The sequence below is a fragment of the Arthrobacter sp. WCS2018Hpa-7 genome, assembly GCF_031843805.1.
GTDB lineage: Bacteria > Actinomycetota > Actinomycetes > Actinomycetales > Micrococcaceae > Arthrobacter.
Window position 1 is genome coordinate 181,419 of record NZ_JAVTJB010000003.1, and the last position, 24,998, is coordinate 206,416.

A 24,998-nucleotide genomic window follows, 5' to 3' on the forward strand; every position below is an offset into this window, starting at 1 on the left:
AAACCTCCGGCTCAGGGCGCGCGCCCCTCTCAGGCCACTCCTGCGCAACCGGGCGATGTTACGGAAGAAGTCATTGATCGTCCTTGACATAAAAGTGATCGATCACCCTTGACATAGAAAGTGATCGATCACCATAATGGTGTTACCGATCACTTTCCCGGTTTGGCCTCTCACCATGCCACCTTCATCGACGAAGCGTCGACCCCGGGACATCTCAGCTCCAACCCGCATCAAATGGCATCCGGTGCCCGAAGCAGTGGACCGGCGTCCGAGTTAGGAAGCAATGAATCTGTCATCTCGATCAGGCGCGAAATGTGTTCGATCACGTACCCTCCGGGCGCAGGCGCCGTCATGAGCGCCCTCTCTGAACTCAGCAAGCTCAAAGGTCAAGCCTCAAAGGCTGAGAACCGTGACACCAAGGCTGCCCTGGTCTTCCTAGCCCCCTGGTTGGTCGGCTTGGTGGTTATTACATTGGGACCAATGCTGATTTCGTTGTACTTGTCCTTTACGGACTACAACCTGCTGCAGGAACCCACATTCGTCGGTCTCGACAACTTTGCCCGGATGCTCGAAGACACCCGGCTCCTGAATTCGTTGCGGGTTACGTTCGTCTACGTGCTGGTTGGTGTGCCGCTGCAGCTTGCCGTGGCCCTTCTCATTGCGATGGTCCTGGATCGAGGCATCCGCGGGCTTCCCTTTTACCGCTCCGTCTTTTATTTGCCCTCCCTTCTGGGCGGCTCGGTTGCCGTCGCAATTCTGTGGAAGCAGATCTTCGGCACCACCGGCCTAATCAACCAGTTCCTGGCGTTTGTCGGTATCGAAGGGCCCGGATGGATCTCGGATCCCAATACCGCGCTGAGCACCATTATTCTGCTGCACATTTGGACTTTTGGCAGCCCGATGATCATCTTCTTGGCCGGCCTTCGGCAGATTCCCCACATGTACTACGAGGCGGCGCAGGTGGATGGAGCGTCGAAGGTCCACCAGTTCTTCCGGATTACGCTTCCGCTGCTCAGCCCGATCATCTTCTTCAACCTCGTCCTGCAGATCGTGGGTGCTTTCCAGTCATTCACCCAGGCATTCATCGTCTCCGGCGGAACCGGCGGTCCTTCGGATTCGACCATGTTCTTCACGCTGTACCTCTATCAAAAGGGATTTGGTCAGTTCGATATGGGCTACGCCTCAGCTATGGCCTGGGTGCTTCTCCTCATCATCGGCGCCTTTACCGCCATCAACTTCTACGCATCAAAGTTCTGGGTGTTCTATGACGACTGAAATCCAGCCCCCGCGCGCAGCGCAACCGTCAACTCAGCCGAGTCCGCTCAAAGCTACCCGCACCCGGACAAAGAGCCCAGCACGAGGGCGCATTCGTCCCCTGCTGAAGCATGCGGCACTCATCGTCTCGGCCCTACTCATGATTTATCCGCTGCTGTGGATGCTGGCGTCCTCACTGCGGCCGAACGACCTCATCTTCCGCGAACCCGGCCTATGGCTCACCACGTTCGAAACGAACAACTTCAGCGATGGATGGAACGCGCTGGCGAATCCGTTCTCCACGTACCTCCTCAACTCGGCGATCGTGGTTCTCGGCTGCATCGTTGGAAACCTGGTTTCCTGCTCCATGGCCGCCTACGCGTTCGCCAGGTTGAACTTCAAAGGCAAGAAATGGCTCTTCGGTGCCATGCTCCTGACCATCATGCTCCCGTTCCACGTAGTGATCGTGCCGCAATACATCCTGTTCTCCCAGATCGGCTGGGTAAACACCTTCTGGCCGCTCATCGTGCCGAAACTTCTTGCCACGGACGCGTTCTTCGTGTTCCTGATGGTCCAGTTCATTCGTGGCATTCCGAAAGACCTTGATGAGGCTGCCCGCATCGACGGCGCCGGACACCCCCGGATCTTCCTCCAAGTCATTCTTCCCCTGATGGTTCCGGCCTTGGCCACCACCACCATCTTCACGTTCATCTGGACCTGGAACGACTTCTTCAGCCAGCTGATCTACCTCACGGACCCGGGCATGTTCACCGTCCCCGTGGCCCTGCGGTCCTTTATCGACGCGACTGCTTCAACGTCCTGGGGCTCCATGTTCGCTATGTCCATCGTTTCGCTCCTCCCGGTCTTCATTGCCTTCCTCCTCGGCCAAAAATTCCTGGTCAAGGGCATTGCCACCACTGGCATCAAATAGGCACTCACTGTCGACGACGACACCCAAGGAAAGGTTCACTCATGAACAACCAGCCATCACGGCGGACAGTGCTTCAATTTTCCGCCGCCGCAGCCTTCTCCGCACTGGCAATGACCGGTTGCGGCGCCGGTGGAAATCCGGCAGCCGAGGAAACGGGGCCAGTCTCGCTGCGCTTCACCTGGTGGGGCGGTGACGCCCGCCAAAAGCAGACCCAACAAGTCATCGACGCCTTCCATGCTGAAAACCCCAACATCACCGTCGTTGGCGAATACTCCGACTGGAGCGGCTACTGGGACAAGCTCGCAACTCAGGTAGCTGCCAATGACGCCCCCGACATCATTCAGATGGACGAAAAATACGTCCGCGAATACGGCGACCGTGGAGCACTACTTGACCTGAAAAAACTGTCTCTCGATACCTCCGGAATCAAAGAAGACACCCTGAAGAGCGGCGAAGTTGAAGGCAAACGGGTCGGCCTTGTCGCCGGTGTAGGAAATTTCTGCATTGCAGCCAACCCAGCGGTCCTGGAAAAGGCCGGCGTTGCGATGCCGGACGACACCACATGGAGCTGGGAGGACTACCGGGAGCTCGGACAGAAAATCAGCGAAAGCGGAACCGGTGCCACAGGCGTGGGCGTCGGTTACCAGGACCAGGATCTTTACATCTGGGCCCGACAGAACGGTGACCGCCTCTACGACGATTCCGGGAAGGTGGTCATCCAGACCGATACTTTGACCTCGTTCTGGCAGAACATCCTGGACCTGTCCAAGTCCGGGGCGGCAGGAAAGCCTTCCCAAATCATCGAGAACGCCACGGCATCAATCAACCAGACAGCCATCGCCCGAAACATTATGGGGTTCGCCGGCATTTTCCAGACCCAGCTGACCGCCTACCAGTCGGCCAGTGGTCAGCAATTCAAGCTCCTGCGCCTGCCCGGCGAGTCCCAAGCCAAGGAACGCGGCGCTTACTACAAGGCCTCCATGTTCTGGTCCGTATCGTCCAGAACCAAGCACCAAAAGGCTGCGGAAAAATTCCTCAATTACTTGGCCAACAGCCAGGCTGCCGGGGACATTCTCCTCACCGAACGCGGTATCCCGGCCAACACCAAGATCCGAGAAGCCATCGTATCGAAGCTGACTCCCACAGATCAGGCAGCTATCGCGTTTACCGATGCCATCGCGGACGAAGTGCGTCCCGCTCCCCCCATCACTCCTGCTGGAGGAAGCATGATCCAGGACATCCTGTCGCGCTACACCTCGGACATTCTTTTCGAGCGCACCACCCCCGGAAAGGCTGCCCAGCCGTTCATCGACGAACTCTCCTCCTCGCTCCGGAGCTGACCATGACTCATGCAAACACAGACCCGGCAGTAGTGCGGGCAGCCATCATTGGCACAGGCGGAATCGCCAACGCCCACGCAGAAGCACTCGCCCAGCAGCCAGGCGTCGAACTGACCATAGCCATCGATCTCGACGAAGCCCGCGCAGGCGCGTTCGCCGCAAAATGGGGTTTTGAACGGACCGCAGCAAGCCTCGAGGAAGCCCTCGCCGGGGGCAACGTGGACCTCGTCGCCATCTGCACACCACCGTCAAGCCACTTTCCACTCGCCTTGGAGGCTCTCGCGCATGGCTTGCACGCCATCATAGAGAAACCACCCGCGTTGTCACTGAGGCAGATGCGAAAGCTCCAGGCCGCTGAGGCAGTCTCGGACGGAACACTAAGCTGCGTTTTCCAGCACCGCTTCGGGTCAGGTGCCCGTCGACTCCTCCGCCTCCAGGAAACCGGTGCACTGGGCAACCCTCTCGTGGGAACCTGCAACACCCTGTGGTTCCGCGACCAAGAGTACTTTGACGTACCGTGGCGCGGGCTATGGGACGTCGAGGGCGGCGGCCCCACCATGGGCCACGGGATCCACCAATTCGACCTCCTGGTTCATTTGTGGGGCCCATGGACCGAAGTGACCGCATTCGCCGGAAAGCTCGCCCGCAAGACCGAGACCGAAGACGCCTCGGCAGCGGTGGTCCGATTCGAATCGGGGGCGATCGCCACCATCATCAACTCGGTGATCTCACCCCGGGAAACGTCCTATCTGAGGCTGGATTACGAGAACGCCACCATCGAACTGGAACACCTCTACGGCTACAGCGACAAACAATGGACAGTGACCCCGGCTCCCGGCCGTCAGGAAACCGTCGAGGCGTGGAACCACGGCGAGGACTTCGCCAGCGGCCATTCAGCCCAATACCGGACCGTGATCCAGGCAATCCGCGACGGCGGGCAACCTCCTGTATCCATAGCGGACGCCTACCTCACACTGGAACTGGCCGCTGCGATCTACGCCTCCAGTGTCCTCGGAACCACGATCGCCCGAGGGCAGATCAACGAGGACCACCCGTTCTTCACCCGCATGGACGGACACATGGAGCCTTGGAAGCAAGAGAAAGCACTCAGCGCATGAGCACCAAAAACCCCATCACATGGCACGACAACGGGAAGTCGGTGTCTGTCTCCCTGGGCGAGCTCGAGATCGCCGCCTACACCTACGACGCAACCGATGAACAGCGTGAATCACCCCGACCCTTCTTCCATCCACTAAGAACCACTGCCGGTGAAACCGTCAGCGTGTACCGGCCATGGGACCACGTGTGGCACAAGGGACTTGCCTGGTCCCTGCCGCACTTCGGCGATGATAACTTTTGGGGAGGCCCCAGCTACCGTCGCGGTGAAGACTACAAATGGCTACCGAACAACGGCGGCATGCGTCACGAACTCATCTTGGGCGCCGGAACCGATGAACATGGATTCCATTTCTCGCATCAACTTACGTGGTGGACCCAAGACGGCGACCATGTAGTGGATGAAGTGCGTTCGATCAGCATCAACCAAGGGCCTTACGGAGAGTGCTGGACGCTGGTCTTTGAGACGGCCATGACAAATGTCTCCGGTCACGACATCGAAATAGGTTCGCCCACCACAGAAGGGCGGGAAAATGCGGGGTACGGGGGCTTGTTCTGGCGCGGACCACGCGAATTCGCCGGCGGCAGGATCGCCGGTCCAGGCGGAGCGACAGGTGAAGAGCTCCGTGGCGCCAGAGGGCCTTGGCTCGCCTTTGTGGGACAACACGACGACACCTGCCGGCACTCCACCGTGCTGATCGCCGACGATTCCAGCAACGCCCAGCACCCGCCCGAATGGTTCGCCCGCTCAGAGCCCTTCGCATGTTTCGGGCCTGCCCCCTTCTTCAGCGACGAAGTCACTTTCACGGCCGAAAGCACTATGGTGAACCGTTACGCAGTGGTGGTTGCCGACGGCGATTCCGATGAACAGCGGTTAGACCACCTTGCTTCCCTGGCAACAGACTCCCTGCAGATCCAGACAGCGAGGGCAGGGTCATGACACCACTGCAGCAAACGGCGCCGTTTCCGGGAGGTGTGGGCATCACTCGGCTGCGGGTGTATGACTGGGAGGACTCCAACGGTGTGTGCGGAGGTTCACCCCACATGCACACGGCGTCGACCGAAGCCTACTTTGTTCTGGCCGGGACCGGGCACGTGGAAACCATCAGATCTACAGGCTATGAAACGTACGATCTCGCTCCTAACGACGTTTTGTGGTTCAGCCCGGGAACCATCCACCGCCTGGTGAACCACGACAACTTGGAAATCCTTGCGATTATGCAGAACGGCGGATTGCCGGAGGCCGGAGACGCTGTCCTCACCTTCGAAGAAGACGTCGTAGGCGACCCAAATCAGTATGCGCGCGCCGCCGCGCTCTCATCCGACCCGTCAGCCTCACTCCCCGACGCCGCCCGCGCCAGGAGAGATGCTGCATTGGCCGGCTATGAGCGGCTGAAAGCAGCTGCCCTCGCCGGCGACCAGCAGGCGGTTGAACGTTTCCAACAGGACGCCGTCCGGCTGGTCCAAGGGCGCGTGCCGACCTGGCAGGCACTCTGGACTGAAACAATAGCTCCCGAAAGTGCGCGCACTGGAACGTGGCTGCGGGACCTGGCCAACGGAAACTTTGGTCACTTTCGAGAAGCAACTGTGTCCAGAGCGGATCCGATGGGCGCCGAAGGAATCTTTGGAATGTGCGGCATGCTGCAAAAATGGGACACCACATATTTGCCGGGAGCCACAAGGCAGCGCTAAACAGAACGGGCGGCAGGAGGGATAGGCTTGAGCGATTCCTCCAGCCGGCCGGGAACAAATGTCGAAAGGACGCGACAAAATGGTGCAGGAAGCAGTGGTTAAGCCGAAGTCGAAGGCTCCCACGATCTACGACGTCGCGGAACTGGCCGGTGTGTCACATCAGACCGTGTCGCGCTATCTCAAAGACCGGACCGCCCTCAAACCCAACACTCTCGAGCGTGTCGAGAATGCCCTTTCAACGCTAAATTACACGCCCAACCTGGCGGCAAGATCCTTGCGCTCCCGAGAACTGTACCGCGTTGTAGTGGTGGTCCCTGAAGCCTCCCTGTACTTCCCACAGCGACTGCTCAACGGAGCCGGCGGAGCCGCGCACGCAGCCGGATACCGTGTTGACGTTGTTGCCATGGAGGGCACTGCCGAAGCCCGAGCCATCCAGCTCCGCACCCTCCTTTCAGGAGAGGATATAGCTGGCATCCTTTCGTTCGTACCCCGACCAAAGTCAGCAGCCTCCCTCCAAGGAACTTCGACTGTTCCCCTGGTGGTTGCTGGCGAATATGACAGCAAAATGCGTGGCCGTGGCAGCCTTGCCGATGGCACCGCCGCCGCTAAGATCGTTCAGTACCTCGCATCCCTCGGGCACCGAAACTTCTACCACGTCGCAGGACCCGCGGCGTGGCCGTCCGCCCGGAACCGCAAAGCGGCATACGAAGAAGCCGTAGCCGAGCTAGGTTTGACGTCCCTCGGTATCACAGCCGGGGACTGGTCACCAGCCTCCGGATACGCTGCCGGCAAGAAGATCGCCCAGTTGAGTGATGTCACAGCCGTGTTGGTGGGGAACGATCAGATGGCCATAGGCGTCATCCGCGCCTTGCATGAAAAAGGCATCTCCGTTCCTGACGACGTCAGCGTTTTTGGGTGGGACGATATGGCAGAAGCCTCATACCTCATCCCGTCTCTATCAACGGTCAGCATGGACTTGGAAGCCCTAGGCGCCCGCAGCATGCGCGAATTGATTTCCCGCATCCGAGGCGACAACTCCCCTTCGGAAACGCTGACCTTGGATCCCATGGAGCTGGTCATTCGGGAATCGACCGGGCCGGTCTCCACAGTGGTCTAGCCGCTGATGGTCTGAGTCGCGCGGCTAATGAAGGCGGTGCCATCGTCCAACAGCAACTGCTCAGCCCGGGCGACGGTCTCGTGGGCCAGTTGTGCGCTGAGTCCGGCGTGGCGGGCTGGGTCCAGAAGCCGGCCCAGTTCGTCTTCGGCGAGCACTTCAGTGATCCGTGTGTCCTTCCGCAGCACCTCTAGGAAGTCCGTGCCTGCGGTCACAGCTTCCGTGGCCGCATGGTGGACGATGTCGTGTGCTGCCTGTCGTCCGACGAACCCGGCCAGACTCATCATCATGGCTTCGGCCGAGATGAGACCGTGCGTCAGGGCCAGGTTGTCCTTCATTTTCTCCGGAAACACATGCAGCCCTTCCAAGAGTTCTCCCAGGAGGCTGAGTGTTTCTGTGCCGTGCACAGCGGCTGTCATGACGGCGTGGTCCATCAGGGCAGATCGGGCGCCGTCTACTTCGTGGGACTGGATCATGGCTTCCAGCGCCATGGGAGCGGCCGCTTGTACGATGGCCGCGTTGGTGACGACGCCACCGCTCAGTTTGGGGTTTCGTTTCTGTGGCATGGTGGAGCTTCCGATGTCGCCTGGCGGGATTTCTTCGCTGAGCTCTCCGAACTCGATGGCCATCAGGCGTGAGACTTCCCCGGCGATCTGGCTTGATGATGCGGCCATCATGGCCAGTACGGACACGAACTCTGCGAAGTGGTCCACGATTCCGCGGCCTGGAAGGGGCATGGGAACCAGTCCCATTTCCTGGGCCACGAACTCTTGAACCTTTGGCCCTTGTTCACCGAAGGTGGCGAACGTCCCTGCCGCGCCGCCGGTCATGGAAACGCCCAGGCGGGGACGCAGCTCATGGAGACGGGTCAGGTGCCGGAGCATGGGGTCCAACCAGCAGGCTGCCTTGTAGCCGAAGGTGATGGGAACGGCCTGCTGCCAGTGTGTCCGGCCAGCCATGAGAGTATCCGCGTGGGTCCGGGCCAAGTCCGCCAGTGTCCGGATGACGCGGACAGTCTGTGCTTCCACAGCATCCAAGACCTTGATGATCCCTACGGTGTCACCGGTCTGCTGAATATTCTGGGTTGTGGCGCCCCAGTGAACCCACCCTCCGGCTTCAGGCCCGGTAACACGGGACAGCTCCCTGATAAGCGGGACCATGACATGTCCCGTCACCCTTTCTTGGGCATCGAGTTCGGCTTCGTCCAGGAGCTCCAGTCGGGCGTTCTGCACAATGGTCCGGGCTGCCTCCTCCGGGACGATGCCGAGCCGGGCTTCCGCAACGGCCAGAGCCGCTTCCACGTCCAGCCACCGCTGGCGTTTGCTCTGTTTCGTAAACAGGTCCCGCACCTGGGCCGTGGCGGAGTTGGCAGCCGGCATGCCCGGTGCTGGCTTGAGCGGGAGCGCGTCGGTCATTTGTCAGATCCTGCCGTCAGGCCTTCACTGAGGAGACGTTCGCTGCCGAAGAAGAGGATGATGATCGGCAGTGTGAGGATCACGGAGCCGGCCATGAGCACGGTAGTCGGAACTTCGAGGCTCCCTGAGAGCTGTGCCAGGCCGAGCGATACTGTCCATTTGTCGCGGTCTTCGACGAGGAAGAGCAGTGCGAAGAGGAATTCGTTCCAGGCGATCATGAAGACGAACAGCGCGTTTGACATGATGGCCGGACCGGCCAGGGGCAGGCTGATACGGAGCATCGTGCCTATCCTGCCAAGACCGTCGAGGGCCGCGGCTTCCTCGAGGCTTTCGGGGATGGTCTGGAAATAGTTGCGGAGCATGAAGATGGAGACGGCAATGGTTTGGGAGACATAGACGACCAGCAGCACACCGACGGCGCCGCGCAGCCCCAGCCTGGTGAAGAAGACAAACAGAGGGACGGCGAGAAGGATGCTGGGGAACAGGTACACGGCAAGGAACAGTGCGCTGATTTGCCGGCGCCCGAAGAATTGCAGACGGCTCACTGCGTAGGCGCCGGGAATGGCGATCAGCAGGGTGAGTGCGACGGTTCCCAGGGCGACGAGTCCGCTGGTGATGATGAAACCGGTGAAGCCTTGGCCGCCGTCGGCGACTGAGGCGAGGACGCTGGTATAGGCGTCGAAGTTGATTTCGGCGAGGTTGGGCCAGATCCTGGCGGGGTCGGACATGAGGGAGCCGATGTCCCGCACCGACAGGGTGATCATGTAGTAGAACGGGAACACCGTCACCACCAGCAGCCCGATAATCACGAGCCAGCGGAGGATCCGGAAGATCTTCGTTTCAGCGACGTCCCGCGAAAGGCGTCGTTTCCGCGGCGGTCGGGGCGTTGAGGCGTGGCCCCGTACGGGGGTTTCATTCATGACGGTCATCAGGCCACTTCCTCGTCCTTGACGGCGAACTTCATGTAGATCAGGACCATCACGGTCAGGATGGCTGCTAGTACCAGTGCCTGGGCTGAGGCGGATCCGATGTCTCCGCGTCCGATCAGGTAGTTGAAAACGCCCACGCTGACCACTTCGGTGCCGGCGCCGCCGCCGGTGAGGAGGTAGACGTCGTCGAAGTTGTTGAACGTCCAGATGAAGCGGAGCACGCTGAGCACGGCGATGGTGGGGAGCAGTTGCGGCAGCAGGATGTGCCGGAACATCTGGGTAGGTACGGCCCCGTCCATGCGTGCCGCTTCCTCGATGGACTTCGGCACTGCCTGGAGCCGGGCCGTTACGAAGAGGAACACGAACGGGAAGGTCCGCCAGATTTCAAAGGCGATGACCGTTAACAGGGCGGTGGGCACAGGGACGGTCAATCCGAGGATCTCAACCTCGCTCGTGCGGGTGGTAAGAAAGGAGACTGGTTGGTCCCAGCCCAGTGCACCGGTTCCCCATGCGTTGACGACGCCGAACTGCGGGTTGAGCATGGTCTTCCACACGAAGGCTGCAGCGACGACGGGCGAGACGTAGGGAAGCAGCATGGCTGCCCTGACCAGGGTGCGTCCGCGGAAGGCGTTGCGGAGGGAAAGTGCTGCCATGAGGCCAACGACGATTGCCCCGCCGGTGCCGAGCACCGAGTACGTGAGGGTGGTGCCCAGGGAGGACCAGAGTGCTTCGGAGGTTAGAACGTTGATGAAGTTGTCGAGCGTGTAGTTGCCGAAGAGGTTGGCTCTGCGGATTTGGATGAGGCGCACGTCTTGGAAGGCGAGCATGACGGTCCAGAGGATCGGCAGGACGACCAGGACGAGGACGATGATGACGCTGGGTGAGACAAGGGCGATGCCGGCGCGGGCTTGGCGGCGGCTGACGCTTCCCTTGCGCCGGAGTGTGGTTGTGGTGCTCATGATGATCCGTTACTTGAGGGTCGACTGGATGGTGCGTGCGGTGTCAGCTGCGCTCTTGGCAGCTTCCGGGACCGTCGTGCTGCCGGTCACCATGGAGTTGATGGCCTTTGCCACAGGCTGCTCTGCGAGCAATGCCCCGGCCAATGCGCCTTGGCCTTGGGGCACTGCCCAGAGGGTCATCTTCTCGGGCGATGAACTCAGCTGGTCAATAACGGACTGCGGGTAAAAATCGGACAGCGGGGCTTTGGTGGTGGTGCCGGACGGGAGCGCCTTCCAAGCGTCCACGTAGGCGGATGGCTTGTCCTTGGTTCCCTGGCGTGCGGGGACTTTGCCTTCCGGGGCGAAGGCGAGCCAACGCTCGTACCCGTCGCTCATCATGTACTTCACAAAGTCCGATGCTGCGGGGGAGGCTTCAACGGGGATGGCCCAGTTGACCTGTGAACCGAACTGCGCCGGTGTCTCACCGCTGGGGCCTTTGATGGCGGTCACGACACCGGTGTTCTTGGCCAGATAGCCGGTGTCGCCGGCACATTCGGCGCAGGATGGGAGCATGTCCTTCCGCAGGCCAGCCAGCTCGTCGAGGATGAACGAGGAGAACATGGTCATGGCTGAACGTCCGGAGAGGTAGTTTGACCGGGCGGTGTTAGAGTCCTGCTCGCCAGGAACCGAATACTTGGTCATGAGTTCGCGGTAGAAGCTGAAGGACTCAACGCATTCAGGGCTTTCGAGGCCGATCTTCTTGTCCTGCCCTACCAATTGGCAGCCGTTACCCAGCGCGAGGTGCTCGAAGGTTTCCTGGTTGGTGGTGAATCCGGAGAAGCCGACACGGCCATCGCCGGTGAGTGCCTGCGCCGCCTTCATAATGTCGTCATAGGTTTCCGGAGCTTTCAGGCCCGCCTTGTCGAAGAGGTCTTTGCGGTAGACGAGCACCGAAGCCCACGAGTCGGAAGGAACGGCGAGTTGTTTGCCGTCGATGCTTGCCAGTTCCAGGGCACGCGGGGCAAAGGTGTCTTTGCCCAATTCGTCGACCACACGGGCTGCGGCCTCACCGTCCAGCAGGTCGTTTGCCTGAAGGGCCCCTACCCCGGGCAGACCCAGTCCTCCAACGACATCGGGCAGCTCCCCCGATGCCGCTGAGGACACCAGGAGCTGGTTGTACTGCGCTTCGTCAATGGCAACGATGTCCACCTCGACGCTGGACTGCTTGGTGTAGTCCGCAGCGATCTGCTTCTGGATCTCCACCCGATCGGGCTGCCGCTCCAAGGTCCAAACGGTCAGCTTCTGGTCCTCGGCCGGTTGTTCGCTTCCGGGGGTACATGCCGAAACCGATAGGGCGAGGGCTCCCGCAACAGCTACCGCTGCTGCAATATGCCGCTTCTTTGCGCTCATGATGGGTCTCCTGGATTGGGGAAGTTGATCAATCGATCTAGCAATAATGTGAACATGTGTCATCGATCACTGTCAAGAAGCAACCGCAAAGCGACGCTGCCCCAGGAAGGGCTCGCTTTGAATCCTTTCCGTTTTCGGTAGATCGATATATCATTGTTCTAGCGTTTGACGTGGGAGAATGTTCACCATCACTTCAGAGAACTCAAGGAGGCATTCGTGGCCGGACCCGTAACATTGCAAGACGTCGCCGATCATGCCGGTGTTTCGCGGGCCACGGCATCGTTGGTGCTCAGGGAGACCGGGCGGGTTTCCCAGCAGACGCGGCAACGGGTTACCGAAGCCATGACCACTCTCGGCTACGTCTACAACCGCGGGGCCGCGTCCCTTCGCACTCAAACGGCCAACACCATCGGTGTCGTGGTGACCCACATTGCCAGCCCCTTCTTCGGCGAAGTCATTCACGGACTCGAAACCGGGCTGACGGACTCTGGATACCTTCCCCTCCTGGTCAACACCGACGATGACCCCGCGCGCCAACACGACGCGATTCGTAAACTGCGCGAGCACCAAGTCGCAGGCCTCGCGGTGGTTCCAGCAACCGGGACTGCCGCGTCCCTGATCGATGAACTTCGGACCTGGAAAATGGAGCATGTCCTGGTCAGCCGTTATCTTAAGGACGTCAACGCACCTTACGTGGGGGCCGACGATGTCGTCGGTGGGCGGTTGGCTGCAGCCCATCTGCTTGAAACCCACGGATGCGAATCCCTCGCATATCTGGGCGGACTGCCTGCCATCCTTTCCCGCGCTGACAGGACCAACGGCGTGAAAGAGGCACTCCTCCATCACGGATTGGATACCTCAGCACTCATCGACATGCCGGGCGAAGTCTCCGGGACCGGCGGGCTTGAACTGGGCGAACGGCTTATCGCGTCAGGGCCTCTCCCGGACGGCATCATCTGCCACAGTGACAGCGTCGCGTTCGGGCTCTACCGAGCTCTGAGAATCCATGGTTTGGGCAACGGCACCCGCGTCATCGGCTACGACAACATCGGCGGGGCAGCCCTCTGGGAACCGCCCCTCACGAGCGTGGCCACCCAAGGCGAGGCGCTCGGACGGCGGGCCGCCCGGATGCTGCTCGAACGCATCAAAGAACCGGGTACTCCCACATCCATCGATAAAACCATCCCCGAACTGGCAGTGCGCCAATCCTGCGGATGTCCATAGCGATCTGTTTCGTATTCCTGCCCGTATCGCGAGCAATTTCCTGGCGCCCAAAAACCAGCGAGCCGGGCAGCGCCTGTTGCCTCATAGGAAAACCTCCGCTTTGGGGTATCGGTCCTGTCGGTTGGGTAGGCCGGGAGGCTGTTGTTGAACGCGGTATTGACGGGTCTGGTCGGGGCGGTTTTCTTGGCAAGGGCGAGTGCTTCGAGTTCCCGGTGAGGGCGAGGACGTGGCCTGAGAGAGCGGCGGGCTTGATGCGTTTGAAGGCAGCGTTCATCTGGATTGCGGGGCGTTTATGCATTCTTGCGTGACGTCTTGCCCGTTGATGGGGTGTGGCGGGTGCGTCGTGTTTCTTGGTGATCTTCGCTCCCTGACGCTCTTTTGAGACCTGCTTCTGCTGCGGCGGCAGGTAGTTCGTGAAGAGGCGGGCCAGTTCCCAGATCTCATTGAGCTTGGCCAGTTCCGCCGGGGTTTCATACCGCAGGTAGCCAACCAGTTCACGGACCGTGGCCCAACTCTTCTGCTCGACGTGAGCGCCGTCATTCTTGTTGCCCGGCCGGGACCGGGTGAAGGTGATCTTGTGTTCCTGGCAGTAGGCGAACAGATGATCATTGATGAGCTCCGAACCGCGCTAAGCTCTGTTATTCCTAAAACAGCAGGTGCCGCACCCGGAGGGTGAGGCACCTGCTGTTTTGCCACTATTCAGATTTCATAGCGCTGCTGGTGTCAGTGCGCTCCGAGGGTGATGGCAATTTCGTTGGGTACGAAGTCCAGTTTGGATGATGCCGTGACCTGTCCGGTGGTCAGGTCCACTGCGTGTACGGTGTTCGCTGCCGGCTCTGTTACATAGGCCGTGTTTCCGTTGACGACGATGGCGGGGTGGGCTTCCTGCCACTCGGACGGTCCTTCCCAGGCCTTGATTACGGGGAATTCGTTGACGATCTTCCCGTCCTTGGGGTCAAGGACGTGAATCGATCCGCTGGAAGAGAGGATGTAGGCCAGGTCTCCGGGGCCGCGTGCCATGTCACGGAACGTGTACTTGACGGTTTCGGGGAGCTTGACCACGTTGAAGGTGTGCTTCTCGGTGTCGATCAGTGCCACCGAGTTGAGAAGGTAGCCCTCGGCGTCGGGGTCGTCCTTGTAGTCGCCCACCACAATCGGGCTTGTTTCAGAGACGAACGCGTTGCCCATCCGGCCGTACTTGTCCGGTGCCGTGAACTTTTCGAACTTGCCGTGGTGGTACAGCAGGGCGCCGTCCTCACAGCCAAAGATCACTGCCTCGTCGGCTGCAGTTCCTTCACCATGGATGCCGGGGCATTCTTTGTTTTCGGCTACTTTGTCCCAGTGATCATCGTGGGATTCCAGCGCGACGGCTCCGGTGCGTGAGGTCTTGTCGCCCAAAGTGGTCAGGAGCTTTCCGTCCTCCAAAACGATCGATACGCCGTGGTGTGGGGAATCGGCCTTGTATGTCTTCGTCTCCGGCAGGGCACCGTTGGCCTTGGCGAGGTCATCGGTCTTCAGGATGGTGGTGGTTCCCGTGCCGTCGTCGAACAGGACCGCGTTGCCGGCGTGCCGGACTACGTGGCCTGCCGCTGTTGCATCCACCTTCAGGTCGGTGAGCTTGGGTTCAACGGTGTCCAGCAGTTGGAACCCGGCCTTGGTGGTGACGAAGACGTGGCGGCCGTCCCCGGCAGCGTTGAGCCTGGTGAACTCTTCGGAGTCGAACTTCTTCACGACCTCCAGCGTCTTGCTATCCAGGACGCTGATGCCTCCGGTGTAGGAGACGGCGACGCGTCCGTGCGCGTCGGCCGCAGCCGAGGAGGACACAGCCGGTGTCTCGGACGTAGTGGCTGGTGCGGTGTTGGCGCAGGCTGTGGCCAGGAGTGTCATCCCGGCAATCAGCGCGATGCCACCCAAACGGGTGCTTCTTTGGCGGAGCATGTGTGGATCCCTCATTCTATTTTCGTTGCGCAGAGTTCTGCTGGGTGTGGTGTTGATGGTGCGATACGGTCAATTCGTAAGTCCTGTGACGATGCGTTCAGTGTTGGCGCGCATCATGTCCAGATAGGTTGCTGCGCCGCCGTCGGGTCCTGTCAGCGATTCGGTGAAGAGTTCGGTGACTTGGACGTTGACGCCGGATTCGGTGGCGAGGACTTGGACCAGCCGGTCGGGCTGGGACGAGTCCGCGAAGATGGTCGGGACGCCGGCACTGCGGATGGCCTCGCTGAGTTGGCGCAGGTCAGCAGCGCTCGGGGCGGCCAAGGTTGTGCCGCCGGGGATGACCGCGCCAACAACCTGGAAGTCGAAGCGTTTGGCGAGGTAGCCGAAGACGTGGTGGTTGGTGACCAAAGCCCGGCGTTCCTTGGAGATGCCGGCAAAGGCGCCAGTCATTTCGGTATCCAGTTGCGTGAGCTGATCCCGGTAGGCCGCTGCGCTGGCAGCAAGGCGCCTGGCGTCGATTCCATCGATCTTTGCCGCCTCTGACTCGAGAGCGTCAACAACTTTCAGCACGGCGGCCGGGTCGGTCCAGAAGTGCGGGTCCGGTGCCCCTTCAGCATCTCCGGAGCCATAGGGAACGACGTCGATGATCTCACCTGCCACCAGCATCGGGGCGCCTGCTTTCGAGGCCCTGTCCAAATGCTGCTGCAGCCCTTCCTCAAGGCCCAGGCCATTGGAAACCACCAAATCAGCACCTCCCATGAGGGCCGCCTGCTGGGCAGATATCTCAAAGGAGTGTGGATCGGCATTTGGCTGCATAAGGGTGGTCACTTCAGCTTGGTCGCCGAGGACCTGTCGTGTCACGTCGCCCAGGATGTTGGTGGTGACCACAACTTGGGGCTTCTCCGGAGTCCCTGGCTGGGAACAACCCGAGAACACCAGCGCAGCCGCTGCGGCGAGGGCCACTAATACAGGGCGCCTCATCGACCTGTCTCCATCAAATGCACAGGTTTGGTCGGCAGCTCCAGTGTCCGGGCAATCCGGGCGCCATCTGCATAGTCAATTTCAAGGGCGAGTCCCTCCGCCGGCGCATTGACGTACGCCCGTTGGCCGTCGACGGTGAGCTGGATTTTCCCTGCCAGCGCCGGGTCCGCCAAGGTCGCGTCCATCAAGGGTTTCGTAGCGGCGATACGCTTCTTTGTCGAAGCGTCATAAACCTGGACGGTGCCGTCCGCACCAACAACCACCACATGGTGGTCGGCGTCGTCGACTGTTGCGGCAGCAAGCACAGGAGCAGGAGTCGGCAGCCAGTCCCAGGTGAGCTTACGGGTGTTCAACAGCCACACTCCAGCATCAGAGCTGATACCGGCGACAGTTGGCCGGCCCTTGCGCCCATTGAACTCTGTTGCCGGAGCAGCAGCCTCGGCCGGGTAAGGAACCCTTTCGAATACCGGTGTTGCCCCTTCCGTGGTTGCGATCACCGCGCCATCGGCACATCCGATGGCCAGTCCCACCCGGGTGGTCACGGTACCGGCAGCTGCGGGGCATTTAATGGCGGCCAACTCTTTACCGTCGGCGTCAATGGCCCGAAGACGGGCGGCCTTCCCCGTGCCGTCGGCTTCGGTGACCACTGCCCCCTCTCCCAGCGGGGCGATCAAACCCGCATGTGGTTCGACTTTGAAGCGTAGCGTTTCTGAAATCGTGCCACCGGAGAGTGCCGGGTTGTCCAGCAGGACGGCTTCTCCGGACGTTGGGAAGAACACACCTGTTGTTCCGGCCGTGGAGAGCATTCCCGTAGCGATGGTTGCAGTGCCTTCGCCGGCAACCCTGCCTAAGTTCTTGGGTTCGGCCCGGTAATAGTGGAAGTGATCGACGTGATCCCAGGTCCACGCGCCACTGTCTACGATCTCCACGCCGGTCTCGTCGGCCGCAAAGACGTAACGGCCGTCAGTGCGGACGTCTTCCGGAGGACTGATCTTCCCCAACTGCGACTCCGTCCCGGTGAGAAGGTCAAGCATGGAAGATTCGCCGTCGGCGTCGATCGCCACAAGGCGAAGCTGTGGTTCAGCGACCTCGGATGCTCCGGTAATCGCACCATGCCCGGCGTCAGCCGACGCCGAATCACTTGTGCCGGGTAAGGGGGTCTGCGGCGTGGGTGAACTGCTGCATCCCGCGAGAAACAGAAGGGCCAGGGCGGCCACAGCCGCCGGTGGTGTTCGGAGATTCATTACTACTTTCCAGTAAGGGATAAAGAAATAGGAGCGGGGGACGGCTCGTGATGGGTAGTCTGCCGCCTGCCCCGCCAGCTGTTCAGGCGGGCTCCCACACCGGAGACGACAGCCAAAAGGATGGCGGCCATCGCGATGGAAGCTCCTGCCGCCGTGCCCGCGTACCAGGAACACAACAGGCCCAGGACCACCGCCAACGCCCCGAAGGCGACCGCAACGACCATGCGTGCTGGGATGCTTCGAGTCCAGGGAGCGGCCGCGACTGCCGGGGCGAGCAGGAGTCCCACCACCAACAAAGAACCCACGGCCTGATAGGAGGAGACAACAGCAAGCGTCACCAACCCCACCAAGGCCAGCTGGGCAAAGTGAGGGCGCAGGCCCAATGTTGAGGCGATACGGGTATCGAATGCTGTGGCTACGAAGCTGCGGTGCAGGGCGGCCGAAATGCTGACCGTGACGCCCACGGCGATGAGCAGCCCCGTCAGGTCGCCCTCGTCCATGGCGAGGATGTCGCCAAACAGCATGGCGGTGGCATCCGTCGCGAAAGACTTGGAGTGGGACACAATGATGACCCCGAGGGACAGCATTGAGACGAACAGCAAGCCGATGCTGGTGTCATATGACAGGCGGCCGCGTCGCTGTAGCAGGCTGATCATTGCGCTCATGATGACCGCGCTGATCGCCCCGCCAACAATGGCAGGGGCCCCAGCAACGGTCGCCAAAGCCACGCCGGGCAGCATCCCGTGGCCGATTGCTTCGCCCAAGAACGCCATGCCGCGGATCACCACCCAGGTACCCACGACACCGCAGATGATTGCGACAAGGACGCCACCAAGCAGCGCCCGCAGGAAGAAGTCCGCGGTAAAGGGTTCAGTCAGCCATTGCACCAGACCACAGTAGATGTTATTGAGAGTTATTATCAACTAAGGCTAGAATGAGGTGTGATTTCTTCCGGCTACGCCCTCCATGCACGAGACCTTCATTTCAGTTTTGACGCAAAGCCCGTCTTGCAGGATGTGGACGTCGATTTGCGGTGGGGCACCGTCACAGCCATTGCCGGCCCCAACGGCGCCGGAAAATCCACTCTTGTCGAAATCCTGGCGGGGGTGCGAAAACCGCTTCGCGGCACCGTGGAACGCGCCGGGGATGTCGCGTTGGTGGTTCAGCGGGTAGCAGCTCCCGATGCGCTGCCCCTCACTGTTCAAGACGTGGTGACGATGGGTACGTGGGGTGCAGTATCCCCTGGCCTGTCCAAAGTCCGCGCAGCGGAGCGGAAAACACGTGTCGCCGAGGCCTTGGACCGGGTTCAGCTCGCCGACCTCGCATTATCGCCGTTCAACTCCCTTTCCGGTGGCCAACGACAGCGAGCATTGCTCGCCCAGGGCATCGCCCGCCAAGCACGTATTTTCCTGCTCGACGAACCTGCAGCAGGACTCGATCTTGAGAGTCGGAAACGGACACGATCCATGCTCGCCGAAGAAGCGGAGCGTGGCGCGGCAGTGGCCTGCGTTAGTCATGACGAGGAGACTATAGCTGTTGCTGACCATGTCGTCCGTCTTAAAGCCAGCCGCCGGATCACCTAAGCACGATGCCCTGGCCAGGTCCGGGTGTGGCTTGCTTGCAAGAAGCCAAACCACTACCCCGCTTTTTACCTGCTTATGTGGTGTTGCCCCTGCGGGTCTCTGATGCGTGTCCCGGTCTGGCAGCGGGGTCAGGGTAAATTCGCAGTTGCTGCGCTATGGCACGCTGGGGGCGAGTCCGTTCACGAGCCTTAAGGCTGTGGACTTCCCGGAGCCGGATGCGCCGCAAGGGATCACGAAACCGCCGGGCTCGACGTGCAAGTCAGGCTCCCGCAGGATTGGCTGAGCTGTCCTCGCTCATCAAATTGAAGTACACCTCAACCTGACGTCAGACAGGGGGCCGCTGGACAAGATCTGAGTCGTCCTTACGCCGACAGTCGCTCAAGGAACTCTTAAAACGCTACTGTTCCCATGAACTGCAATGCTCCGGAGTCACCACTGGTAGCGGTCATCTGCGTCGGGCCCGCGTCCCACTTGATTTCGCAGTGCGCTTCGATGACACGGCCAGGACCCATTTGATAGCACTCTGCCGACCGTGGCCGCCGAACTCTCACCTCGGAATCACCCTGCACATGTAGGGCGCTTCCAGATCCGCGTCATGTCGCTACTGCCACTGACACGCATGAGTAGATGATGGCCCAAGGAGGGAAGAGCCAATGGCCGCAAGCAGCCGCGATAAAGAAGATTTAAGTGTGGACAATGTCCACACCCCCTTTGACCTGACAAAGCAGCCGCCCGGCGAGTCTCCCTACGCCAGGAACGAGCCGAAACCTGGATCTTTGACGACGAACCTAGAAGTCATGTCGTGCACAGCATCCCTACCCATGAAGAGGTGTAGGACAACCACGACCTACCGAACTAACCAAGAGAGGCACACATAACCCCAGATCAAAGCCAGCGGAGGGCCAACTAGCCAAGACCCTGAACCCGCTCCCCCACAACCAAATAGGCGATCCGCGGCGCCAGGCACACCCCGCGGCCAGTGTCAGAGGGACCTGACCACACAGAATGTACACACGTTAAAGCAAAAACCCCCTCTGACGAGGGGGTATGCCGTGCCCGAGGTGGGACTCGAACGGGATTCCAGGCCTTGGTAGCACTGGGAAGTGGCGGAAACATGCGGAATCCGAGGCAATTCGGCGGCTGTACGAGGCAGTCCGGGGCGGAAAGTGTGGACATTGTCCACACTTCCTTTTTGCTCGATCGAACACCGAAAAAGGGGCACTTGACGCGTCCCTCGCATTCATAGCCTGCGCCAGGAAATCGGCGCTGCCGCCTCCGCAGTTTTCCTGCTGGACGGTACCTCTTGGTCCGCGTGAAGTCTCCGGTAGGATGAGGCCCCGACGCCCAAGGCATGACTCGCTCCGGTCGATAGAACAACCCAGAACGCTACGGCAGCCAACCCGCCAGAACGATGAATAGCTCGACACAGTAGCTGCACCTCCTTCATCTATTACATGGCGGAGACGACACTGGGCATCATGACAAGACCTCCCGGCCGGGGCGACGACAGAACGTCCATTATCGGCGCTAGCGGATCACGCAGACTCAGTCTTCTGGCTCGGCGTCGGGCGGCCCCCTTTGAGCGCGGCCACAACGCTGGTAGACGGGCTACTTAATAACGACCGGGTTGACCGGTGCGCCCGAGCCGCCGACAATCTTCATAGGAGCGGCAGTGTAGAGGAAAGTCCATTGCCCGTCAGAGGAGCAATCGTCGGCAAGTTTATCCAAGGCGATAATTTCCGTAAATGCTATGCCGAGGTTACGCATAAGCGCGTTGTGCAGTGGAAGGTCAACTCCGCTGACCGGGTCGCGGGTGACCTCGTTGCCGATGGTATCAGTGACTAGGTTGGGTATTTCCATATCTTGGAACCACTCCACTAGCTGCGGGGAGTAGGTCAGCCCAGGTTCTAGGAAGTCGCGGTAGAACTCCGTTTCCTCCGTTTTGTAATAGGAGCCGATCCAGCCTGTGCGAATAAGTAGTATGTCGCGTTTATGGATGGTGACACCCTGTGCTGACGCAGCAGCCACCAGGTCCTCATGGGAGAAAGTTTCGCCTCTTTCCAGGGCCGCTTTGCCCCGAAAGCGCGCCATGTCGATGAGGATGCCCCTTCCCACGATTCCGCGTTCTGCTATCGGGAAGATGCTGGCCTTCTTCAGGCTCCCGATTGTTGTCTCTGCGGCATACCCATTGTAAATTTTTTCGCCGTACCACATATGCCCCAACGCGTCGTACTGACTGGTTCCCTGAAGATACATGGTGATCACATCATCGGCGTATTCAAGATCGCCATTGAAGCTAGGGCCTGTCCCACAGAGAAAATTTCCCCGGTCCATGACGTTAGTCCTCACTGCGGTCTTTCGGCCGGGCCAGATCGGATCGCCTTCTGGATTGCCAATTGGAATGGCCAGAGTAAAACTCTTCCCGGTAAGGATTTCCGCTGCACCGCGCCGAGCTTCTTCGACTGTAAGGTAATTCAAGGAGCCGACTTCATCTTCGGGTCCCCACTTGCCCCAATTCTTAGGCGAATCACGTAGAAGTTCCTGCAATGTGGGCGTGCCCGGGGTTTCCTCGGTCTCAGTCATCGCTAGCTCCTTCGGTTTCTCGGGACTGCAGCACCAACTACTGAAGAGACTCTTGTGATCGGCGTCAATTCGGTCGATCGCTCTGGCCTCAGTGGCGGGGGTGCCGGTTTACCGGGGCGATTCAGTCAACTTGAAAATCGTTGAGCTGTCGCCATCAAAGGTCATCTTGCGGCCATACCCGTCGATCCATAACCAGAAATAGGTGGCATCATCACCTATATCGTCGACTGTGGCGTTTTGGAGCGGGGACCCAGGGACTTGGACGAGCACCCTGTCCCCCTCGTTGAGATGCACCCAATCGTCATAGCCCAATTTGCAAACGTGGTAGTCCCCCGTTGAGTGCACATCCGGGGTCTTAATGTTGGTTTCCATGATCTTCGATCCGATTTCCGCGGCGGCCGCTGGCTCCTCCGACTGTCAATTCCTACTGCACAGTCAGGATTGAAGCTGCCGAATGGCCATCTCTTGAGCAAATTACATCAGTGGGCCCGGCTCCACGGCCTGGCCCACTGATGTGTTTTAGGACCAGCTTGTGATGAACTCAAGAACTGCCGAGTCAACCTCTGCGGGCTTTGAAGCACTCAGGAAGTGATGGCCGCCTTCGATGACCTCCAGCCGGACCTCCGGCGCACCAGTGAACATGAGTATTTCCTTTTCTGCATTGGCCACGGAATAGACCTTGTCCTCTGAGCCGTGCAGCCACAGCACGGGTGAGGTAATGTCGCGCAGTCGTCCATGAAGCCCGTCGCGGTCCCTGAGGTTAATGGTGCTGAGCAAAAGCCGTCGGCGACCGGCGTCTCCGGAGTAGTTGGTACGGTAGGTAGTTAGCCAGAATTCGCGTTCGTCAGGTGAGAGTCCGCCCAGAGCCGCGTCAAAGGTGTCGTCGATAAACTGATCCGGTACTACCCATTCGTCCGGTACCGGGTCTGCGAAGGCCTCGATGAAGGGGGTGCAGAATTCTGGGGCATCCCAGCATCCGAGCTGCCGGCTCTGGAGGGTCTCTGAATCCATGGACGAGCCCAACGGTATGATTCCCCGGACCACTTCTGGCGCTAGCAACGCCATGCGGGCGGCTATCCACCCTCCCTGTGATGTCCCCAGTACAAAGGCCTGGTTGATACCCAAAGCGGCAAGGGCCTGCAGGTTGGCAACTGCGCTGTCCCAGTACGTGAAGTGCTGGTAGGCCCCTCTTGTTCGGCCGTGACCGTACGGTTCTAGTGCCAGAAGGTTTACGGCCGATGTCAGGACGGTGTTGGCGAACTGGGGCCTATAGAGTTCAGCCGATGTGGTGTAGGAATTGATCAGCACCAATGTGGGGAGATCCGGGTTGTATTGACCGCTCAGCGTGTATCCAACCACTGATCCGCCAAGGTGCGGGATGCTTACGGTCTGTTCGATCGTGCTCATGTGCCTATTACTTTCTTTCCTATTGTCAGACCCGTTGGCCAGAGGCAGTTCCTCGAGCCTTACACGGGAGGTCATGCTGGTTCTTGGCTGGGTACTGATTTCGCATCCGTCAACACAGAAGCGCCCTCCAGCACTTCGGTACGGGCTCGGGCGGCACGAAAGAGACCGTCTACTCTGGCCAGCTCGGCGTCGCTGCTTTTACGGATGAAACTGACCAAGATGTAGACAATTAGATTGACGATCAACCCGAGCAAGCCGGCTCCAAACCCGCCGAGCCATGGAACTGCGCCTCCCGTGTCCATGTAGGGAATGGTCAGCACCAGGGCTATCACTGTGCCGATGAGAAGCCCGGCAATTGCTCCATCCTTGTTGCCTCGGCGCCAGATCAGTCCACCGAAGATCGGTACAGCCAGCTGGATGATCGCTTGGTAGGCAAGCTGGGCCACTCCGGCCAGGTTTGACCAACCGTAAATTTGATTTGCGATGACTGCTGCAATGATGGCTGCGCCAGCCATGGATCCTTTGGCCAGATAGAGTTCCTGCTTATCGCTCAGAGGCCGAATCACGCCGACTATGTCGTTAGCGACCTGCGTTCCAAGAGACTGTGTGACTCCGTCAACAAATCCCATGCTGGCCGCAAAAACGATGAGCAGGGCAAAGGCAAGGAGCCAGGTTCCGCCCGCGTCTTGCGTGAGAGCGAAGAATGCCGACAACGGATCCGCCGACGCAAGAGACATGGGCGCGGCGCAAAGCGCAACAGCCATAAGCAACACAAAGAAAACAAACCCGATGACCATGGCTTGGAGGGAGCCCTTCTTGACTTCCCGAACACTGCCGGCTGTATAGATCCGGGTGAAAATCATAGGCCAGCACAAGCTGCCGATGATCCCGGAAGCAACAATTCCGAAATAGAACCATTCGCCGCTTTCTGAACCGTAGCCCGGAAGGCTTAGCTGCGCGGTGGTGAGCTGTTCAAGATTGGAGAAGCCGCCGAAGTAGAAGATCAGCAGGCCCAAGCACAGAACGGCAGAACCGATGTATGCCACGATCCCCTGAACCATATCGGTGACGATCAGTCCACGCATGCCCATTTGCACAGTCCAGAACTGGCGAATCACGAGCACTGCGATGCCGATCAGAATCGAGACTTCGAAGGAGAGGTTTCCCAGAGAAGCCCATTGGATGACCGCACCCATGGCAATGAGTCCGAGGATGAGCCAGGGTAGTAGCGCGACAACGCTGATAGCGCTGCTAAGCAGTTTCAGGCCAGGGCTGTTATAGCGCAGCGACAGCAGGTCTGACTGGGTGCGCAGGTCGAACTGTTTGCCCCATTTCCACACTGGTCGAGCTATGAAGTACATGGCGAGAACGCCCAAGGTGGAGTAGACGAGGAAATAGAGTCCAATGACACCACTGATGACGGCAAAGCCGAAGACCGCAGTGAATGTGGAGCCGGGCCACCACGAATTGGTGTAAGCCATTGACACGAACCAGCTGGAGAACGATCTTTCGCCCACCGCGTAGCTGCTGAAGCTTGAGACGCTGCGGCCATGTTTGGTCTTATGGAGCACGAGGACGATAAGCACAAAGAACGCGGCGAGGACTCCGAAGGTGATAAGCATCAGTCCAACTCCCCCCGTCGTCCCTCAACGCGCCACAGGCCGTAAGCCACCAAGATGGGTGCGGCTGAAACCAAGAGGAGATACCAGATGGAGCCGGGGACACCGGCAACCAGCGCGTGTTCTTCAGAAAGTGCAATGTACAGCGGTGGCGCCAAGGCCAGCACGAAAATCAGCGTGAACAGCGTTCCGAAAAGAAGATTAGTAAGGGACCGCCGATGAATCTCTGCGCGTTCCATGATGCCTCACTTAGGACTATGTTTTGGGGGTGTCATCGTTG

22 protein-coding genes are annotated in these 24,998 nt (G+C 59.9%); 9 read left to right on the top strand and 13 right to left on the bottom strand.

Annotation, left to right across the window (positions count from 1 at the left end; genetic code table 11):
- Positions 1-351 precede the first annotated feature (351 nt).
- The 7 genes from RQH14_RS05000 to RQH14_RS05030 all read left to right on the top strand — a co-directional run bounded on the left by RQH14_RS05000 (position 352) and on the right by RQH14_RS05030 (position 7,450).
- Complete coding sequence (locus RQH14_RS05000) at positions 352-1,275, top strand: sugar ABC transporter permease (protein ID WP_311212241.1); 924 nt, start codon at positions 352-354, stop codon at positions 1,273-1,275.
- Complete coding sequence (locus RQH14_RS05005) at positions 1,265-2,185, top strand: carbohydrate ABC transporter permease (RefSeq protein ID WP_311212242.1); 921 nt, start codon at positions 1,265-1,267, stop codon at positions 2,183-2,185. Before RQH14_RS05000 ends, RQH14_RS05005 begins: the two co-directional genes overlap by 11 nt.
- A 41-nt stretch (positions 2,186-2,226) precedes the next feature.
- A complete protein-coding gene (locus RQH14_RS05010; protein ID WP_311212243.1) occupies positions 2,227-3,525 on the top strand; it encodes an ABC transporter substrate-binding protein in 1,299 nt (432 codons plus the stop codon).
- Between the two features lie 2 nt (positions 3,526-3,527).
- On the top strand, positions 3,528-4,643 hold the full coding sequence (locus RQH14_RS05015) for a Gfo/Idh/MocA family oxidoreductase (protein ID WP_311212244.1): 1,116 nt from the start codon (positions 3,528-3,530) through the stop codon (positions 4,641-4,643).
- On the top strand, positions 4,640-5,581 hold the full coding sequence (locus RQH14_RS05020) for a PmoA family protein (RefSeq protein ID WP_311212245.1): 942 nt from the start codon (positions 4,640-4,642) through the stop codon (positions 5,579-5,581). Before RQH14_RS05015 ends, RQH14_RS05020 begins: the two co-directional genes overlap by 4 nt.
- Complete coding sequence (locus tag RQH14_RS05025) at positions 5,578-6,333, top strand: cupin domain-containing protein (RefSeq protein WP_311212246.1); 756 nt, start codon at positions 5,578-5,580, stop codon at positions 6,331-6,333. Before RQH14_RS05020 ends, RQH14_RS05025 begins: the two co-directional genes overlap by 4 nt.
- A gap of 79 nt (positions 6,334-6,412) precedes the next feature.
- The gene (locus RQH14_RS05030) at positions 6,413-7,450 is read left to right on the top strand and encodes a substrate-binding domain-containing protein (protein WP_311212247.1); all 1,038 of its coding nucleotides are present in this window, start codon (positions 6,413-6,415) and stop codon (positions 7,448-7,450) included.
- Here the strand turns inward: RQH14_RS05030 and RQH14_RS05035 are convergent.
- The 4 genes from RQH14_RS05035 to RQH14_RS05050 are packed head-to-tail and all read right to left on the bottom strand — an operon-like array spanning position 7,447 to position 12,139.
- Positions 7,447-8,862: a lyase family protein gene (locus RQH14_RS05035; protein ID WP_311212248.1), complete on the bottom strand. Its 1,416-nt coding sequence runs from the start codon at positions 8,860-8,862 to the stop codon at positions 7,447-7,449. The two genes, RQH14_RS05030 and RQH14_RS05035, sit on opposite strands and share 4 nt — an antisense overlap.
- A complete protein-coding gene (locus tag RQH14_RS05040; RefSeq protein WP_311212249.1) occupies positions 8,859-9,791 on the bottom strand; it encodes a carbohydrate ABC transporter permease in 933 nt (310 codons plus the stop codon). Before RQH14_RS05040 ends, RQH14_RS05035 begins: the two co-directional genes overlap by 4 nt.
- Positions 9,791-10,750, bottom strand: a complete 960-nt coding sequence (locus RQH14_RS05045) for a sugar ABC transporter permease (RefSeq protein ID WP_311212250.1) — start codon at positions 10,748-10,750, stop codon at positions 9,791-9,793. Before RQH14_RS05045 ends, RQH14_RS05040 begins: the two co-directional genes overlap by 1 nt.
- 9 nt (positions 10,751-10,759) lie before the next feature.
- A complete protein-coding gene (locus RQH14_RS05050; protein WP_311212251.1) occupies positions 10,760-12,139 on the bottom strand; it encodes an extracellular solute-binding protein in 1,380 nt (459 codons plus the stop codon).
- Positions 12,140-12,355: 216 nt separating this feature from the next.
- On the opposite strand from RQH14_RS05050, the gene RQH14_RS05055 reads away from it, so the two are divergent.
- Positions 12,356-13,363 carry a LacI family DNA-binding transcriptional regulator gene (locus tag RQH14_RS05055; RefSeq protein ID WP_311212252.1) on the top strand — a complete coding sequence of 336 codons (1,008 nt, stop codon included), beginning with the start codon at positions 12,356-12,358 and terminating at the stop codon, positions 13,361-13,363.
- A gap of 723 nt (positions 13,364-14,086) precedes the next feature.
- Here the strand turns inward: RQH14_RS05055 and aztD are convergent.
- From aztD to aztB, 4 genes are read right to left on the bottom strand one after another with little or no spacing between them, the layout of a single operon-like run.
- Positions 14,087-15,316 (bottom strand): zinc metallochaperone AztD, encoded by a 1,230-nt coding sequence (gene aztD, locus RQH14_RS05060; protein ID WP_396136268.1) that lies wholly within the window; start codon positions 15,314-15,316, stop codon positions 14,087-14,089.
- Positions 15,317-15,370: 54 nt separating this feature from the next.
- Entirely contained in the window at positions 15,371-16,282 is a 912-nt protein-coding gene (gene aztC, locus RQH14_RS05065; protein ID WP_311212254.1) for a zinc ABC transporter substrate-binding protein AztC, read from the bottom strand.
- Positions 16,279-17,526, bottom strand: coding sequence for an ABC transporter (locus tag RQH14_RS05070; RefSeq protein WP_311212255.1), 1,248 nt, complete (start codon positions 17,524-17,526; stop codon positions 16,279-16,281). Before RQH14_RS05070 ends, aztC begins: the two co-directional genes overlap by 4 nt.
- Positions 17,527-17,528: 2 nt before the next feature.
- Positions 17,529-18,413 (bottom strand): zinc ABC transporter permease AztB, encoded by an 885-nt coding sequence (aztB, locus tag RQH14_RS05075; protein ID WP_311212256.1) that lies wholly within the window; start codon positions 18,411-18,413, stop codon positions 17,529-17,531.
- A 54-nt stretch (positions 18,414-18,467) separates the two neighbouring features.
- Here aztB and aztA point away from each other — a divergent pair, with 54 nt between their 5' ends.
- Positions 18,468-19,109 (top strand): zinc ABC transporter ATP-binding protein AztA, encoded by a 642-nt coding sequence (aztA, locus tag RQH14_RS05080; protein ID WP_311212257.1) that lies wholly within the window; start codon positions 18,468-18,470, stop codon positions 19,107-19,109.
- 1,608 nt (positions 19,110-20,717) lie between these two features.
- On the opposite strand, the gene RQH14_RS05085 is transcribed toward aztA, so the two are convergent.
- The 5 genes from RQH14_RS05085 to RQH14_RS05105 all read right to left on the bottom strand — a co-directional run bounded on the left by RQH14_RS05085 (position 20,718) and on the right by RQH14_RS05105 (position 24,957).
- Positions 20,718-21,692: a cyclase family protein gene (locus RQH14_RS05085; RefSeq protein ID WP_311212258.1), complete on the bottom strand. Its 975-nt coding sequence runs from the start codon at positions 21,690-21,692 to the stop codon at positions 20,718-20,720.
- A 108-nt stretch (positions 21,693-21,800) separates the two neighbouring features.
- The gene (locus RQH14_RS05090; protein ID WP_311212259.1) at positions 21,801-22,064 is read right to left on the bottom strand and encodes a hypothetical protein; all 264 of its coding nucleotides are present in this window, start codon (positions 22,062-22,064) and stop codon (positions 21,801-21,803) included.
- A gap of 147 nt (positions 22,065-22,211) precedes the next feature.
- Complete coding sequence (locus RQH14_RS05095) at positions 22,212-23,099, bottom strand: alpha/beta hydrolase (RefSeq protein WP_311212260.1); 888 nt, start codon at positions 23,097-23,099, stop codon at positions 22,212-22,214.
- 71 nt (positions 23,100-23,170) lie between these two features.
- Complete coding sequence (locus RQH14_RS05100) at positions 23,171-24,721, bottom strand: sodium:solute symporter family protein (protein WP_311212261.1); 1,551 nt, start codon at positions 24,719-24,721, stop codon at positions 23,171-23,173.
- Positions 24,721-24,957: a hypothetical protein gene (locus RQH14_RS05105; RefSeq protein WP_311212262.1), complete on the bottom strand. Its 237-nt coding sequence runs from the start codon at positions 24,955-24,957 to the stop codon at positions 24,721-24,723. The genes RQH14_RS05100 and RQH14_RS05105 overlap by 1 nt, the downstream gene beginning before the upstream one ends.
- Positions 24,958-24,998: the final 41 nt, after the last annotated feature.